Source organism: Marinobacter sp., from assembly GCF_048269445.1.
Classification (GTDB): Bacteria; Pseudomonadota; Gammaproteobacteria; order Pseudomonadales; family Oleiphilaceae; genus Marinobacter.
This window is the reverse complement of record NZ_JBLXIQ010000001.1, coordinates 668752-684949: the sequence shown is the minus strand read 5'-3', so window position 1 is coordinate 684949 and position 16198 is coordinate 668752. Positions and strand designations below refer to the sequence as shown.

Below are 16198 nucleotides of genomic sequence, written 5' to 3'. Positions count from 1 at the left end.
AGCTGCTTTTTTAACAATTCCAAGGATAGTGGAAAACCGAAATTTTTAGGTTTTCATAGGCTTGGATCGCTCTTCTCAGAAAAGTTTTCAAGAAAGTTATCCACATGAAAGCCTACTTGTTAAACACCTCAAATAACACCTTAACCATTTGTTTTATATGATTTAACTATAAGTAATCCAGAGTCTGTCCTTAGGTTGTCCAACTAATTATCCACAGAATAAGCCGCAGTTTTGCGTCGCAACCGCCAGACCACCACCAGAACCACCCCGTTCAACAATGACAACAGCAGGAAAAAGCCAGGAATGCTCACTTCAAGCAGGCCAAGGACAACCATGCCGCAAAGGGAACTCACCACCATGAACAGGGCATTGATCACATTTAGCGCGGCAATGATCCGAGCACGTTTGGTTCGTGGGGTTTCGTGCTGGATGAAGGCATACAGCGGCACGATGAACAGACCGCCGCATACCCCGATGCCAACCAGGTCCAGCAGAACTCTCAGGTATACCGGGTCAGTCAGCAGGGTCCACCAGGTAGAGGCAATCGGGTCGTCCGGTACCGCGAAGTACAGGTCAATCCCCAACAGACTCAAGCCGAGGGCACCCCAGGGCACAGGCATCAGGGTAATCCGGTGTTTGGTAAGTCGCTCGCACATCATTGAGCCAATCGAAATCCCGATGGTGAACATGGCCAGCAACAGGGTAACAACGGTCTCATCGCCAAGCAGACTGACGCGGGCAAAGTTGGGAAACTGGGTCAGGTAGGCGGCGCCGAGAAACCAGAACCAGGAAATCGCCAGAACCGCCAGCAGCACCGGACGCCGCTCCGCCGCCAGGGCCATCAGATTCCAGGTTTCCAGCACCGGCCGAAAGCGAACCGTGATGCCGGAACCGTCGGGCTCGGTTGCCGGAACCTGACGCGCCGCCAGATACCCGAGCACCGCCATTACCACCACGGCAATCGCCGTCAGCCGGGCGGCCGTCTCAAACCCCATCAGCAGACCCGCAGCGATTGTGCCCAGAAGGATCGCCACAAACGTGCCCATGCCCACCAGGCCATTGCCACCCACCAGCTCATCGTCCGCCAGTACCTGGGGCAGAATGGCGTACTTCACCGGGCCGAAAAACGTGGACTGAGTACCCATCAGGAACAGCAGCACCAGCAAAAGCTCGTACCAGCCAAGCCAGAGTCCCAGGGCCGCAACCGACATGATGACGATTTCCGCCAGTTTCACATTCCGGATGATCCGCGCCTTTTCGTAGCGGTCCGCCATCTGGCCGGCGATGCCCGAGAACAGGAAGAATGGCAGAATGAACAGGAAGGCTGCCATATTGACCACAACATCCACCGACAACCCCATTAGACCGCCAGCGCTGTACGTAATCAGCAGCAACAGGGCATTCTTGAACAGATTGTCGTTGAAGGCGCCGGAGAACTGGGTCAGGTAGAACGGCAGAAACCGGCGCTGACCGAGCAAACGGAACTGACTGTGTGTACCCATGGAGCTCCCCTTTGGTGCATTCGGCCCCGGCCGGTCTCTGACTGACCAGGGCCTTCGCAGTATAAAGGGTTTTTCCGGACTGTCAGCGCCTCAGAACTCGTCAGCACGCTTCTGGGGCGCAGCCGCCAGTCCCGGACCACCGGCCTGGCCTGTCGCCTGGCGTTCCAACTCCTTTTCCACAGCATTGGAGGACTTGGCAAATCGTGCCAGCAGATTATACAGCACCGGGATGATAAACAGCGTCAGGGTGGTCGCAAAGATCAACCCGCCCAGAATCACCATGCCGATGGCCGCCCGGCTTTCGGCCCCGGCACCGGTGGCTATGACCAGAGGAACCGCCCCGAACACCGTGGAAATCGTGGTCATCAGTACCGGCCGGAAACGCAGGCAGGCGCCCTCCAGAATGGCCTCCTTTACCTCATAGCCCTTGTCCCGGAGCTGGTTGGCGAACTCCACGATCAATATGCCGTTCTTGGCCATCAACCCGAGCAACATAATGATCCCTATCTGGCTGTAGATGTTCAGGCTGATGCCGGACCACCAGAGCGCCAGCAGGGCACCAGTGACTGCCAGCGGCACCGACAGCATGATGATCAACGGATGAATCCAGCTCTCGAACTGGGCCGCCAGCACCAGGAAGACAATCACGAACGCCAGGCCAAAGGTGACGTAGATCGCGGCCGAGGACTCCTGGAATTCCCGGGACAGCCCCTTGTAACTCACTCGTGCCTCCGGCGGCAGGTTGTCCACCGCCAGGTTGTTCAGGTAGGTCAGGGCCGAGCCCAGATCGTAACCCTCGGTCAGGGAGGCACTGATCACGACTGCCGGCAGGCGGTCGATGCGGCGAAGGTCCGGGTTGGCGCCGATTTCCTCCACCGATACCAGTGACTGCAGGGGTATGAGAGTACCGCCCTCCCGGGGGCGCAGGAAGATCTGGCCCAGGTCCGACGGCGTTGCCCGGTCTGCGTCCGCAGCCTGGACAATGACATCGTATTCCCGGCCCCGGTCCAGATAGGTGGTCACCTGGCGGGACGCCAGCATGGTCTGCAGCGTGAGCCCGACATCTTCAATGGTGATATCGAGGTCTGCCGCCCGCTCCCGGTCAATGGACACCCGCAATTCCGGCCGGGTCAGTTCAAAATCCGTCTCCAGGTTAAGCAGGTTAGGATTCTGCTTGGCCCGCTCCACGATTTCCTGGCTCCAGGCCTGCACCGATTCATAGTCGGGGCCTGCCACCACAAACTCCACCGGCTGGCTGAAGCCGCGCTGGCCCAGGCCGGGCGGGTTGATGGCCACGGTGCGGATACCGGAAATCTGGCTCAGTTTGCCCCGCAGCTCGGTGGTGATCGCCTGCTGCTTCACCGACCGCTCTTCCCAGGGCACCAGCCCCATGATCATGAACGCGTTGTCCTCCTCCTCCCGGAACCCGACGATGGATAGCAAACGGTTCGCTGAGCCGTCCTCCAGGTAAGGCAACAGAGCCTGCTCGGCCTTGCGCACGTAATGGTCGGTGAACTCAACGGTCGATCCCCGGGGCGCACTGGTGGGCATGATGATCACCCCCCGGTCCTCAGTGGGGGCCAGCTCCTGTGGCAGGCGCGGAAAAATCACTACGGCGACAATCAGGCCCACGATGCCCAAGCCCAGCAGCAGCCCCGGCTGATTGAGGGAAAAACGCAGCATGCGCTCATAGCCGTTGGTCAGGCCATTGAGGACTTTCTCACTGGCGGCCCAAAGGCGATGGCCCTCGGCGGATTCCGGGCTATGCCTCAGCCACTTGGAACACAGCATCGGCGCCAGGGTCAGGGCCACCAGGCTGGAAACCACTACGGCCGCCGCCAGGGTAAAGCCGAACTCGGCAAACAGCCGGCCGACATTGCCGCCCATGAACGAGATTGGCACGAACACCGCCACCAGGGTGAGGGTAGTGGCAATGACCGCGAACGCCACCTGCTTCGCACCCCGGTAGGAGGCCAGCAGCGGCGGCTCGCCCTCATCGATACGGCGCTGGATGTTCTCCAGCATGACGATCGCATCGTCCACTACAAGGCCGATGGCCAGAATCACCGCCAGCAGGGTAAGCACGTTGATGGAAAAGCCCAGGAATCCCAGACCGATAAACGCCCCGATGACCGCCACCGGAATGGTCACCGCCGGTATCAGGGTGGCCCGCCAGGAACGCAGGAAGAGGAAAATCACCAGAATGACCAGGGATACCGCAATCGCAAGGGTGGTGACGACCTCCTTGATGGAGGCGCGGATGAAGATGGATTCGTCGTAGCTTTCGGCGATGGCAACTTCCGGGGGCAGAGTTTCCCGGATCTTTACCAGCTCCGCCCGAACCGCGTCGGACACCGCCACGGTGTTGGCCTTGGACTGTCGGATCACGCCCATGCCGATGGCGGTCTGGCCGTTCGCCCGCAACCGGCTGACGTCAGACTCCACGCCCATTTGCACGTTGGCCACTTCGCCCAGGCGCAGCAGATCGTTGCCATCACGGCGTATCACCAGATCCCGGAACTGTTCGACGTCGGTCAGCCGACCCTCGGCACGGACGGTGAAATTGCGGGTGGAGGAATCCACCGAGCCGGCCGGCAGCTCTACGTTGTTGGCCCGCAGCGCCCGCTCGACTTCAGCAACGGTAATATCCCGGGCGGCCAGACGCTCTCGATCGAGCCAGACCCGAATGGCGTAGCGACGTTCCCCACCAATACGGACATCCGCCACGCCGTCGAGCACCGACAGCCGGTCCGCCAGTACCCGTTCGGCAAAGTCGCTGAGTTCGGCACTGTCCCAGACATCGCTGCGCAGGGTGACCCACATCATCGGTCGGGCGTCGGAATCGGCCTTGCTCACCACCGGCGGATCAGCTTCATCGGGCAACTCGTTGGCAACCCGGGAAACGGCGTCGCGAACGTCGTTGGCGGCAATATCCACATCCCGGGAGGTTGAAAACTCGATACTGGTACGGGACTCGCCCTGCTCGGTTGAGGATTCGATGGAGCGGATACCCTCGATGCCGCTGATAGCGCCTTCAATCACCTGGGTAATCTGGGTATCCACGACTTCCGCGGCCGCGCCGGTGTAATCGGTGGAAATAGACACCACGGGCGGGTCGATATCCGGGTATTCCCGCACTGGCAGGCCCAGCAGGGCCGCGAGGCCAAATACCACAATCAGCAGGCTGAGAACGGTGGCAAAGACCGGGCGCTTGATGGAGATATCGGACAGAATCACCGATCAGGACTCCATGGACTTGGCGAAGCGGTTATCAGGAATGACATTTTCCCCTTTCTTCACGTCAATCCGGTCACCACTGCTGAGCCGGTCCTGGCCGGTAACAATGATCTGATCATCCATGGTCAGACCTTCAACCACCTCGACCCGGCCCGGCATCCGGGAGCCCAAAGTGACGGACATCCGACGGGCAATACCGTCCTCCGCCACAAACACATACTTTTCATCGCCACGGATCATCACCGCCTGCTCGGGAATCACCAGTGCATCGCGCTCCCGCAGGGTCAGGGTGGCGGACATGAACTGGCCTGGTCGCAGCCGGCCCTCCGGGTTGTCAATCAGTGCCCGCACCGGCAGAGTGCGGCTCAGTTCGTTGATTCGGGTACCCAATTCCGCCAGTTTGCCGCTGAACGTCTGATCCGGAAAGGCAGGGGACTGGCCACTAACCGGCTGTTTCAACGCCACCTGGCCCAGAAAGCGCTCGGGAATGGCAAAATTCAGTTCCATTTTATCGGTGCTGTCGAGAGTGGTGACACTGGTGCCTGAGGTCAGAAAGGCACCAATACTGATGTCGCTGAGCCCCACCACGCCGGTAAATGGTGCTTCGATGCGGTGGTTTTCCAGCCGCACCCGTGCTGACTGCCGTTGCGCCTCAGCCACATCCACGACGGTGCGCAGTTCTTCCACCTGGGATTGCGAAATGCTGTTGTTCGAGCGCAGTTGCCGGGCGCGCTCATACTGCCGGCGGGCATCCGCCAACTGTGCTTCGATGACTTCCAGGTCGGCCCGGGCCTGACGATCGTCCAGGCGCAGCAACAGCTGGCCCTTATCAACGCGCCGGCCGGTTTCCAGATTCAGCTCGATGACCCGGCCGCTCACCTCGGTGGTCAGCTCCACGGCATTGAGCGCCTTGAGGCTGCCCACCGCCTTCACCACATCGCGAACGGTGTCACGTTCAGGAACAACCGTGTTGACCACACTGGCCGGGCGCTCCCTGCCATCCTGGGCCGCTGTTTCGCTATCCAGATTCTGAAACACAACGGCGCCACCAACGGCCACGGCCACCAGCACCAGCGCAATCAACCACTGTTTCAACATACTATTTCCAAGCTCTTGTCTGTCTCGGTTTATCGGTTATTCAGGCTATTTTTTCTGGATCACCAGTACCACCTCACCCACATCGATTCCCCATTTGCTCATGGTGGTCTCGTTGATCAGGGTGTCTGGGGTAATCAGGTACATCCAGTCATCCATCCGTACATCCAGAGTATCGTCACCGTAGGGCACACGGAGCACATAATTCATGTGAATAGCGTTACCGCTCCAGCGCATTGTGCCCGGCTCCACCACATCGCCGGCTTTGGCACGATACCCTAGATCCGAAGGCGTCAGAGTCCAGACACGGGTCTGAACCTCACCGTCATTAAAACGGAACGTTTCATCCAGAGTCCCGACGCCTTTGTCATCCCAGGAAGCGCTGATGTCGGCGTCGAAGGTGCGGATGACCTCTCCCGAGAAATTCTTGACCACGCCACGGGCGGAAAGTTCGCCGCTAAAGAACTGCTTCGGGACCAGTTTCGGGGTCCTGTCGGCGTAATCCTCCAGCGATGGACTGGCACAACCACTCAACAACAGTGCAGAGAACACCATCCAGAGTATAGGAGCCGGTAAGCGTTTCGATATCCCGGTTAACAGGCTTTGCATGACTTTTACACTCTTACTGTGGGTTTTTAACAAGGCATTGGCGATGAAGAATACGCCAGCCCGGCCTATAGCGATCATTCGACAACACTGTTGGGGCTGGCTTCGTCATTTCGGCCAATTGTCCGTTCTGACAGTGCCATCAGCGCTTTTCGTCAATGGCAGTGCTTCGGGAATGGCGTAAAACAGCAGGCAAGAGGGCAGTGTTCGCCCCAAGCGATTCCGCGACAGACTCAGAGGAAACCGTTATGCCAGTTTACAAGGCGCCCCTGCGCGACATGAAGTTTCTGCTAAATGAGGTGTTCGACTACCCGGGACATTACGCCACCCTGGCCAGTGGCGAAAACGCCACGCCGGATATCGTGGAGGCGATACTCACGGAGTGTGGGAAATTCTGCGAGGAGGTGCTGGGCCCGCTTTACCTGTCTGGGGATGAGGAAGGCTGCAAGCTTGAGAATGGCGAGGTAACCACACCTGCAGGCTATCGGGAGGCCTACCAGCAATACGTCTCAGGCGGCTGGCAGGGGCTTTCGGCCCCCGAGGAGTTTGGAGGGCAGGGCCTGCCCGCCTCCATGGGTCTGCTGAAACAGGAAATGATGGGTACTGCCAACTGGCCATTTTCCATGTATCCCGGTCTGTCCCTGGGCGCCATGAACACCATTTTCCTGCATGGCTCCGACTACCAGCAGCAAACCTACCTGCCACCACTGACCGAGGGGCGCTGGGGCGGCACCATGTGCCTGACCGAGCCCCAGTGCGGTACCGATCTGGGGCAGGTGAAAACCCGGGCTGAACCCCAGGCCGACGGCAGTTACTGGCTCACCGGGACCAAGATCTTTATCTCGTCCGGCGATCATGATCTGACTGAGAACATCGTGCACATCGTATTGGCCCGCCTGCCGGACGCACCGAAAGGCACCCGCGGAATCAGCCTGTTCATCGTTCCCAAGTTCCTGCCCGACAGCCAGGGCGGCGTGGGTGAACGCAACGCTGTGGTCTGTGGCAGCCTGGAGAAGAAAATGGGCATCAAGGCGTCGGCGACCTGTGCACTGAACTTCGACGGCGCGACCGGCTTTCTGATCGGGCCGGAGAACGAAGGCCTGAACTGCATGTTCACCTTCATGAACACCGCCCGCATTGGCACCGCCATTCAGGGCGTTGGACCCGCAGAACTGTCCTATCAGTGGGCCCTGGCCTACGCCAGGGAGCGCCGTTCCATGCGCGCACTCTCGGGCAAGAAGGAACCGGACCAGGTGGCCGACAGCCTGATCCACCATGCCGATGTTCGCCGGATGCTGCTGACCCAGAAGGCGATCGCCGAGGGCGGCCGGGCCATGCTCTACTACGCCGCCCGCCTGGCGGATCACATGGTAGAAGGCTTTACCGAAGGGGATGACAAAAAGACGGAGAAGTACGACGACAAACTCGGTTTCCTGACCCCAATTCTCAAGGGCTTTCTAACCGAACTCGGTTACGAAGCGGCCAACCTGGGAGTGCAGGTGTTCGGCGGCCACGGCTATATCCGTGAACATGGCATGGAGCAGATTGTCCGGGATACCCGAATTGCCACCCTGTACGAAGGCACTACCGGCATCCAGGCACTGGACCTGCTTGGCCGCAAAGTCTTGCTCATGACCCGGGGCGGCGCCGTGCGGGATTTCACCTTTAAAATTGCCAACTTTGCCCGCAAGCACCTGACCGACAAACGACTTCGGCCCTATGCTCTGGAAATTCTTAAACTGACCGGCCAGTGGAACCTGCTGACCATGCGCATCATGCTGGCGGCCCGCAAAGACCGGGATACAGTGGGCTCAGCGGCCTACGATTTCCTGATGTACAGTGGTTACGTCACCATGGCCTATATCTGGGTGCGCCAGGCTGCCGTGGCTGTGGATAAACTCGATAATGGCGGGGAGGAATCGACTGCCTTCTATCAGGCCAAGCTGGCCACCACCGAGTTCTATTTCAAGCGGTTGTTGCCCCGTGCCCAGAGTCACGCTGCCATTATGCTGAGCCCCAGCAAAAACCTGATGCAACTGGATGCAGAGAATCTGGCCTTTACCGGATAACTTCTCCAGAATCCTTGTTTCCCGGGCTTGGCCCGGGATTTTTTTGCCCCTGAAAAGGCCGGCCGGGCCCCGAAGATTCTTGCCATGGTACGCCAGTTGCTGTTTGGCCAAACAGCAGTTTTTTTCCTTCATCAGTGACCGCCGGGCGATCAGACCAAGGTGCGCCTTTTTCATAGGCAGCAATCACCGCCGGACGTTTTTGCATCGTGCGGAACCAACGCTCAAGGTAGGGAAAGTCGGACAGCGTTTGCTGTTGCCGCTCATGAGCCACGATCCAGGGATAGATGGCAATATCTGCAATGGAGTAATCTCCGGCAACCCAATCCCTACCTCTCAGACGGGTGTCGACTACACCATACAGACGGTTGGTTTCATTGACGTAACGATTGATCGCGTAGGGAATCTGTTCAGGTGCGTACTGCACGAAGTGATGGTTCTGCCCCGCCATCGGCCCCAGCCCCCCCATCTGCCACATCAGCCATTCCACTACCGTTTTTCTTCCGCGCAAATCCACAGGGAGGAGTCGACCGATTTTTTCCGCCAGGTAGAGGAGGATAGCGCCAGACTCGAACACTGTTATCGGTCCATCACCATCGCCTGGATTATGGTCGATGATCGCCGGCATGCGATTGTTGGGTGAGAAGGCAAGAAACTCCGGCTTGAACTGGTCTCCTGCGCTTATATCCACTGGATAGATCCTGTAATCCAGGCCGGTCTCCTCGAGAAAAATGGTGATCTTGTGGCCATTGGGCGTCGGCCAGTAATAGAGATCGATCATCATTCAGCTCCGGTCGTTGATTCCAGAGTCTCAGCCAACAACTCAACCCGGTCCTGACCCCAGAACTGCTCGCCATTCAAGACATAGGCAGGAACACCAAGAACCCCCTGACGGACAGCATCCTCGCTGTTACGGTCGTATTGGTCCGTAATATTCGTTGACCGGGCTGCCTGGATCAACCCGTCGGCGTCCAGCTCAAGAGCGTTCAGGATGTCACGAATCACCGCTTCATCCGCAATGTCCATCTCCTCGGCCCAACAGGCTGCCAGCACCCGCTGCACAAACTCGCGAGGATTGTGGCCGGCCTGCTGCAGTGCAATGACACAACGATCTGCCAAGCCGGGGTCTGTCGGAAAATGCGCAGGTTTGAGGTTGACGGCCAAACCGCGTTTCTTTGCCCATCGTTTGATCTCGAGCAGGCGGTACTCCTGCCGGCATGCCGGGCGTTCAGGTAAGGGTTTCGCGCCGGAGTTGGCAAACACCTTTGCCAGTTTTACTGGCTTGAAGTTGACGTCAGCCTCCGCCTGCCTGGCTGTTTCAAGGAATGCCTGATGCCCAAGGTAGGTGAAAGGTGAAATGCTGGTGAAGTAATAATCAATTCTGGGACTCATCGCTTTCAGCTCCTGGACAATTGCGTTTGGTTTTTACCTGTCCAGTACTCTAGCGGTTATTGAATGATCGCTCAATAAAAAGTTCAGCACGAGTTTTCGGTAACCAGCATCGGATGCGACGTTGTGGTTACTTTCCGATACAGAAACTGCTGAAAATCTTGCCCAACAATTCATCGGGTGTCAGATGCCCGGTAATCTCGCCCAGGGCATCTTGGGCAGCGCGTAAGTCTTCGGCCAGCAATTCACCGGCCCCGAAGCCCTCGAGCTGGCCCTGACCCTGCACCAGCGAGGCCAGGGCCCGTTCCAGGGCGTCCAGGTGCCGTCGGCGGGCCAGGAAACCGCCTTCGGTGGTGCTGGCAAAGCCCATGCACTGCTTCAGATGGTCCCGTAGAACCTCCAGCCCTTCGGCGGATTTTGCTGCCAAACGGATCACCGGTGCGTTCTGATGCGGTTCCGCGCTGATACCAATCGCTTCACCGGAAAGATCCACCTTGTTCCGGATAACCGTTACCGGTGCATTGGCAGGCAATTGGTCAATGAAATCCGGCCAGATCTCATGGGGCTCGGTTTTATCAGTTGTCGTGGCATCGACCATCAGCAGAATTCGGTCCGCCTGGCGGATCTCGTCCCAGGCCCGGGCGATACCGATCTGTTCAACCTCGTCGCCACTTTCCCTCAGGCCCGCGGTGTCTATGATGTGTAGCGGCATGCCATCAATTTGGATATGTTCCCGAAGAACATCCCGGGTGGTGCCTTCAATGGCAGTCACAATCGCCGCCTCTCGGCCGGCCAGGGCATTGAGCAGACTGGACTTGCCCGCGTTTGGCCGCCCGGCAATGACCACTTTCATGCCGTCCCGCAAAATCGTCCCCTGCTGGGCGTCGGCAAGAATTCGCTCGAGTCGCTCAAGCAAAGCCGTCAGGTCCCCGGCCACCTTGCCATCGGCCAGGAAATCGATTTCTTCTTCCGGAAAATCAATGGCTGCCTCTACATAGATTCGCAGATGGGTCACCGCGTCCACCAGATCATCAACCTGTCGGGAAAACACCCCCTGCATGGACCGCACGGCACAGCGGGCTGCCTGTTCCGAACTGCTTTCGATCAGATCGGCAATCGCTTCGGCCTGGGCCAGATCCAGCTTATCGTTGAGGAACGCCCGTTCAGAAAATTCACCCGGGCGCGCCAGTCTCGCGCCGCGGTGGCAAACCTCACGGAGCAGAAGATCCAGGATCACCGTGCCGCCGTGACCCTGTAGCTCGAACACGTCCTCGCCGGTAAAGGACTTCGGATTGGGGAAAAACAGTCCTATGCCTTCATCAATCAGGTCACCTTTGCTGTCCAGGAAGGGACCGTAGTGGGCAAAGCGGGGTCTCGGGCGGAAACCCAACATTTGTCCGGCAATCTCAGAAGCTTTGGGGCCGGATACCCGGACAATGCCAACACCGGCCTGGCCGGGTGCCGTGGCAATGGCGGCAATGGTGTCAGAACTGTAGCTCATGTTAGTTGTTCCTCGGGCCGAAACAACAGAGGCTCCGTGAAGGAGCCTCTGTTTGGGTCTGATCAATTACACAGGTCAGTGCTTCTTGGCTGCCGTTTCTGCTTCAATCTTGCGAGTAATGTACCACTGCTGACTGATGGACAGGATGTTGTTTGTCAGCCAGTACAGTACCAGACCTGCCGGGAACCACAGGAAGAACACGGTAAACACCAGCGGCATCATCTTCATGATCTTGGCCTGCATCGGATCCGGCGGTGTCGGGTTCAGGTGCATCTGCAGGAACATACTTGCACCCATCAGGATCGGCAGGATGAAATATGGATCCATTTGGGACAAGTCATTGATCCAAAGCATGAATGGGGCATGACGCAACTGCACACTTTCGAACAGAACCCAATACAGGGAGATAAACACCGGCATCTGAACCAGGATGGGCAAGCAGCCACCCAGCGGGTTGATCTTTTCCCGCTTGTACAACGCCATCATTTCCTGGGACATGCGCTGGCGGTCATCGCCATAGAGCTCTTTTAGGCGGGTCAGCTGTGGCGCTGCAGCACGCATTTTGGCCATGGATTTGTAGCTGGTCGCGGACAGGTGAAAGAACACTGCTTTCACCAGAACGGTCAGCAGGATAATGGAAACGCCCCAGTTTCCAACCATGCTGTGGAACCAGTCCAGAATGATGAACAGTGGCAGGGAAATAAAGAACAGCCAGCCGAAATCAACGGTGCGATCCAGATTGGGCGCCATATTTTCCAGACGATCAATTACTTTAGGCCCAACGTAGGCGCGGGCACCGATTTCCGTGGTCTGTCCAGGCTCCACAGTAGTCGCAGGGTAGACAAAGCCCATTACATAATTGGGCCCGCGACGGGTTGTCTGGAACTGGGCGGCTTGATCACGTTCGGGAACCCACGCAGAAATGAAGTAGTGCTGCAGGAAAGCCAGCCAGCCGTTGGTGACGGACCGGTTCACTTGGTTTTCCTGAAGATCGTCAAATTGGAATTTCTGGTAGGGGTCGTCCGGCGAACTGATAACCAGGCCCAGGAAGGCCTTGATGCCCATGCTGGCTGAGGAGGTCGGGTCCGGAGACTGGTCACGAACTATTTTTCCGGTGAAGTTAGCCTGCCAGGCTTCATTCGACTGGTTTTCAATCAGGTATTTCACACCGATTTCGTAACTGTTCCGTTCAAACTGATAGCGCTTGATGATCCGGACGCCCTTGTCGGTTGTGAAGCTCAGGTCAACGGTAAGCTGATTATCACCTTCGGCAAGTTCATAGCTTGATGCATCAGTTTGGTAAACCGGGGCGGTCCCGTTTTTACGGCTATCCGGGCCGTCACGGCCAATCAACCCGCTCTCAAGAACATAGAGCCGGTTTTGTGTGTTATTGAGCAGTGTCAGAGGTTCTTTGCTGTTCAGTGACTTATCGAAATCCAGAAGCTGTGTGCGAACAAGATTGCCGCTGACACGATCGATGGTCAGTTCGTAAACATCCGTCCGAACGGTAACGAACTGATTGGTAAGGGTGGTACCAGAGTCGGCCTGGCTGACAACGGCTTCTCCGGTTTCCGGTGTGGCGAACTCTTCAGTGCCCTGCTTGGGTACGGATAAGCCAGTACTGTCTTCCGGCAGCACCATATTTTCTGAATTGCCTGAGCTGGCGTTGGTCTGTGACGGAGCCGATTGAGCAACCTGGGCGGTCTCCGGTTGCTGGTGATAATCCTCATTCCAGGCAAGCACCATCAGATAACTGACAATAGCCAGGCCGGCAAATAATACGATGCGTTGAATATCCATAGAGTTACTGTCTGGTCTGGGTTGTTGTATGGGAATGATCAGCGTGTATGCAGGATGTTCCGGATTCCAGGCCCACGGATTGTTCTGTGCCCGGCACCGGATCATACCCGCCTTGCGCCCAGGGATGACACCTTAACAGACGCCGGATCGCGAGAAATAACCCTTTCAGGGCGCCATGATGAGTAATGGCTTCAACGGCGTATTGGGAGCAGGTGGGGTGGTGACGGCAGTGGCTGGCCATCATGGGACTGATGGCATACTGGTAGAAGCGGATGGGCAGGAGCAAAAGTTTGCGCATTAACCCGTTCCTCGACCGGCAGTCTCCGATGGTGCTGCCTGGAATGGCTGGGATTGTGTGTACTTTTTTCTGAGTCGTCGCCAGAGGTCGTCCATGGATGCGCGAACGGTCGGGTTATCCAGGGAAACGAGGCCCTGTCTGCCCAGTACCACAACGTCAAGCCCGGGGAGGTCCGTCTGATGTCGGAAACTTTCCCTGACCTGGCGCTTGATCCGGTTTCTCTGCACCGAGAGCTTCAGATTTTTTTTAGAGAAAATCAAACCGATCCTGGCGTGACCGAGATTATTCGGTGTTGCCAGGATCAGAAAATTCCTGTGCGGAACCTTCAGCTGCACGTCATCGAAGACTTTACCGTAATCAGCTGGTCGCAGGAGGCGATTTGATTTCGGGAAACCCAAAGCCTTCATTCGGCGAAACAGAGCTTACGCGGACAGACGTGCGCGGCCTTTGGCACGACGACGGGAAATAACCTTGCGGCCGTTGGCAGTTGCCATACGGGCACGGAAACCGTGTACGCGCTTACGCTTCAGGACGCTTGGTTGAAACGTTCTTTTCATGGTGATGATCTCACAATTCGTAAGTTGGAAATTCAGTAACTGGCTGGAAATTGTACAGCCGAAACAGGAGCGGCATTCTATGCAAATAGACGTGGGAATTCAATGTTTATTCCCAGGGTGTTGTGAGGAGTTTTACGCAGAGGGTTATGCCGATGTCCGAAAACCGGAAAAGTCCGTCAGGTAATAAATTCAGTAAGTCTTTTTAGAATTTCTTTAAGGATTAATTATTACTGTTATTAGGGACGCTGTTTTCTGTGGATAAGCATAAATAGGTTCTAAAAAACAATATCCTGTCCGGTTGACAAGGGTATTGACAAAGCGCCCTGAGGCCTGTGGACGACGAAGGGGCGAAATGTGGGTAACACGGTATGGCCCCATCGGATCGAGTTATCCCCTGTTGTGTCCTCTACTTCCTAACAGGGTTCAACCACGGTTGTACACACAGGGCTGTGCATAAATTTTTAAGCGGAATTTTCTGTACACAAGGTTGTAGGTAAGTTTGTAGTGTTTTGAAATATATAGAATTAAATTTCCACAGGCTGTTCATGAAGTGGGTTTAGCACTTTCACTGGGAGGCTCGGCGGGTTAGAATCCGGGGTCATCTCTCTGGACAGGATGACTCTTATCCGTTCGGCGACATTTCAGGGTTATCGGGAGCAGGCGGTCGTGCCAAACAGTATGTGGCATCAATGTCTTGAAGTACTCCGGGACGAGTTCCCCGCACAACAGTTCAATACTTGGCTCAGGCCCCTGCAATCCGATCACCGGGACGGGCAGCTGATGTTGTTTGCGCCCAACCGTTTCGTTATGGATTGGGTCAACGAAAAATATCTTCGACGGATTGAAGAAGTTTTGAAGGATCTGAACGGTGGCCAGGCGCCACGGGTCAACATGAAGGTGGGATCGGCACCCCGGGAAAGTGATCCGGTCAAGCGCTCGGATATGCCTGCCCGGGTGAATGGCGAGGTGCTGGAGGAAACAGGGAGTCGGATCACGGAGGAGGAAAGAGGCGTTGCCGCGATGGTGCCTGGGTCAACGTCTGCCGGAAGGTCTGTGCGACCCAAAAGTCATAATGAGCGTCGGCCGGTTCAGATTGAAGGCGACATCAAGCACCAGAGTTTTCTCAATGAAGGCTTCACGTTTGAAACCTTTGTGGAGGGTAAGTCCAACCAGTTGGCGCGGGCTGCGTCCATGCAGGTGGCCGAAAATCCGGGTGGCGCCTACAATCCGCTTTTTCTTTACGGTGGGGTAGGTTTGGGTAAAACCCACCTCATGCATGCCATCGGGAACGACATTGTCCGGCGCAATCCCAAGGCCAAAGTTGCATACCTGCGATCCGAGCGCTTTGTGGCCGACATGGTCAAGGCGTTACAGCTCAATGCCATTAATGAATTTAAGCGCTATTATCGGTCGGTGGATGCGCTGCTCATTGACGACATACAATTTTTTGCCCGCAAGGAGCGCTCCCAGGAAGAATTTTTCCATACCTTCAATGCGTTGCTGGAGGGCGGCCAGCAGGTCATTGTGACCTGTGATCGTTTCCCGAAGGAAATTGTCGACATGGAAGAACGCCTCAAGTCCCGGTTTGGTTGGGGATTGACGGTCATGGTCGAGCCCCCGGAGCTTGAAACCCGGGTCGCCATATTGATGAAGAAGGCGGAGCAGGCGAACGTCAAGCTAAGCAGCGAAGCGGCGTTTTTTATTGCCCAGAAAATCCGCTCGAATGTTCGAGAGTTAGAAGGAGCGCTTCGCCTGGTGATAGCGAATGCTCACTTCACGGGCTCAGAAATCACGCCCCCATTTATCCGTGAAAGTCTGAAAGACCTGCTGGCACTTCATGAGAAACAGGTGAGTATCGACAATATTCAGCGCACCGTAGCGGAATATTACAAGATCAAGGTGGCGGATCTGCTGTCGAAACGGCGGACTCGTGTGGTGACCCGGCCCAGGCAGGTTGCCATGTCGCTGTCCAAGGAGCTGACCAATCACAGCCTCCCGGAAATTGGTGATGCCTTTGGCGGACGCGATCACACCACTGTGTTGCATGCATGCAAGAAAATCGTGGAGTTGCAGGAGACTGATCCGGGCATCCGCGAGGATTATCAGAATTTTATGAGACTGCTGACAACCTGATGCCGGGCGTTGGC

At 56.9% G+C, this 16198-nt stretch carries 12 protein-coding genes and 1 pseudogene; 2 read left to right on the top strand and 11 right to left on the bottom strand.

Annotation, left to right across the window (positions count from 1 at the left end):
- Positions 1-203: 203 nt before the first annotated feature.
- The 4 genes from ACN0XM_RS03115 to ACN0XM_RS03100 all read right to left on the bottom strand — a co-directional run bounded on the left by ACN0XM_RS03115 (position 204) and on the right by ACN0XM_RS03100 (position 6389).
- The gene (locus ACN0XM_RS03115) at positions 204-1502 is read right to left on the bottom strand and encodes an MFS transporter (protein WP_417565450.1); all 1299 of its coding nucleotides are present in this window, start codon (positions 1500-1502) and stop codon (positions 204-206) included.
- A gap of 90 nt (positions 1503-1592) precedes the next feature.
- The gene (locus tag ACN0XM_RS03110; protein ID WP_417565449.1) at positions 1593-4739 is read right to left on the bottom strand and encodes an efflux RND transporter permease subunit; all 3147 of its coding nucleotides are present in this window, start codon (positions 4737-4739) and stop codon (positions 1593-1595) included.
- A gap of 3 nt (positions 4740-4742) precedes the next feature.
- On the bottom strand, positions 4743-5837 hold the full coding sequence (locus tag ACN0XM_RS03105) for an efflux RND transporter periplasmic adaptor subunit (RefSeq protein WP_417565448.1): 1095 nt from the start codon (positions 5835-5837) through the stop codon (positions 4743-4745).
- A 45-nt stretch (positions 5838-5882) separates the two neighbouring features.
- Positions 5883-6389 (bottom strand): DUF3833 domain-containing protein, encoded by a 507-nt coding sequence (locus tag ACN0XM_RS03100; protein WP_417565512.1) that lies wholly within the window; start codon positions 6387-6389, stop codon positions 5883-5885.
- Between the two features lie 299 nt (positions 6390-6688).
- Here ACN0XM_RS03100 and ACN0XM_RS03095 point away from each other — a divergent pair, with 299 nt between their 5' ends.
- The gene (locus ACN0XM_RS03095; RefSeq protein ID WP_417565447.1) at positions 6689-8509 is read left to right on the top strand and encodes an acyl-CoA dehydrogenase C-terminal domain-containing protein; all 1821 of its coding nucleotides are present in this window, start codon (positions 6689-6691) and stop codon (positions 8507-8509) included.
- Positions 8510-8681: 172 nt separating this feature from the next.
- On the opposite strand, the pseudogene ACN0XM_RS03090 reads toward ACN0XM_RS03095, so the two are convergent.
- From ACN0XM_RS03090 to rpmH, 7 genes and pseudogenes are all read right to left on the bottom strand, one after another.
- Positions 8682-9287 (bottom strand): annotated as a pseudogene (locus tag ACN0XM_RS03090) (glutathione S-transferase N-terminal domain-containing protein); the annotation flags it as partial.
- The gene (locus ACN0XM_RS03085; protein ID WP_417565446.1) at positions 9287-9898 is read right to left on the bottom strand and encodes a 2-hydroxychromene-2-carboxylate isomerase; all 612 of its coding nucleotides are present in this window, start codon (positions 9896-9898) and stop codon (positions 9287-9289) included. The gene ACN0XM_RS03085 and the pseudogene ACN0XM_RS03090, both read right to left, overlap by 1 nt.
- A gap of 127 nt (positions 9899-10025) precedes the next feature.
- A complete protein-coding gene (mnmE, locus tag ACN0XM_RS03080; RefSeq protein ID WP_417565445.1) occupies positions 10026-11396 on the bottom strand; it encodes a tRNA uridine-5-carboxymethylaminomethyl(34) synthesis GTPase MnmE in 1371 nt (456 codons plus the stop codon).
- Positions 11397-11471: 75 nt separating this feature from the next.
- Positions 11472-13196, bottom strand: coding sequence for a membrane protein insertase YidC (gene yidC / locus ACN0XM_RS03075; protein WP_417565444.1), 1725 nt, complete (start codon positions 13194-13196; stop codon positions 11472-11474).
- A gap of 4 nt (positions 13197-13200) precedes the next feature.
- On the bottom strand, positions 13201-13494 hold the full coding sequence (gene yidD, locus ACN0XM_RS03070) for a membrane protein insertion efficiency factor YidD (protein ID WP_417565443.1): 294 nt from the start codon (positions 13492-13494) through the stop codon (positions 13201-13203).
- Entirely contained in the window at positions 13494-13901 is a 408-nt protein-coding gene (rnpA, locus tag ACN0XM_RS03065) for a ribonuclease P protein component (RefSeq protein ID WP_417565442.1), read from the bottom strand. Before rnpA ends, yidD begins: the two co-directional genes overlap by 1 nt.
- A gap of 15 nt (positions 13902-13916) precedes the next feature.
- On the bottom strand, positions 13917-14051 hold the full coding sequence (gene rpmH, locus ACN0XM_RS03060) for a 50S ribosomal protein L34 (RefSeq protein ID WP_008172542.1): 135 nt from the start codon (positions 14049-14051) through the stop codon (positions 13917-13919).
- Positions 14052-14729: 678 nt separating this feature from the next.
- Here rpmH and dnaA point away from each other — a divergent pair.
- Positions 14730-16184: a chromosomal replication initiator protein DnaA gene (gene dnaA / locus ACN0XM_RS03055; RefSeq protein ID WP_417565511.1), complete on the top strand. Its 1455-nt coding sequence runs from the start codon at positions 14730-14732 to the stop codon at positions 16182-16184.
- The last annotated feature ends 14 nt before the right edge of the window (positions 16185-16198 follow it).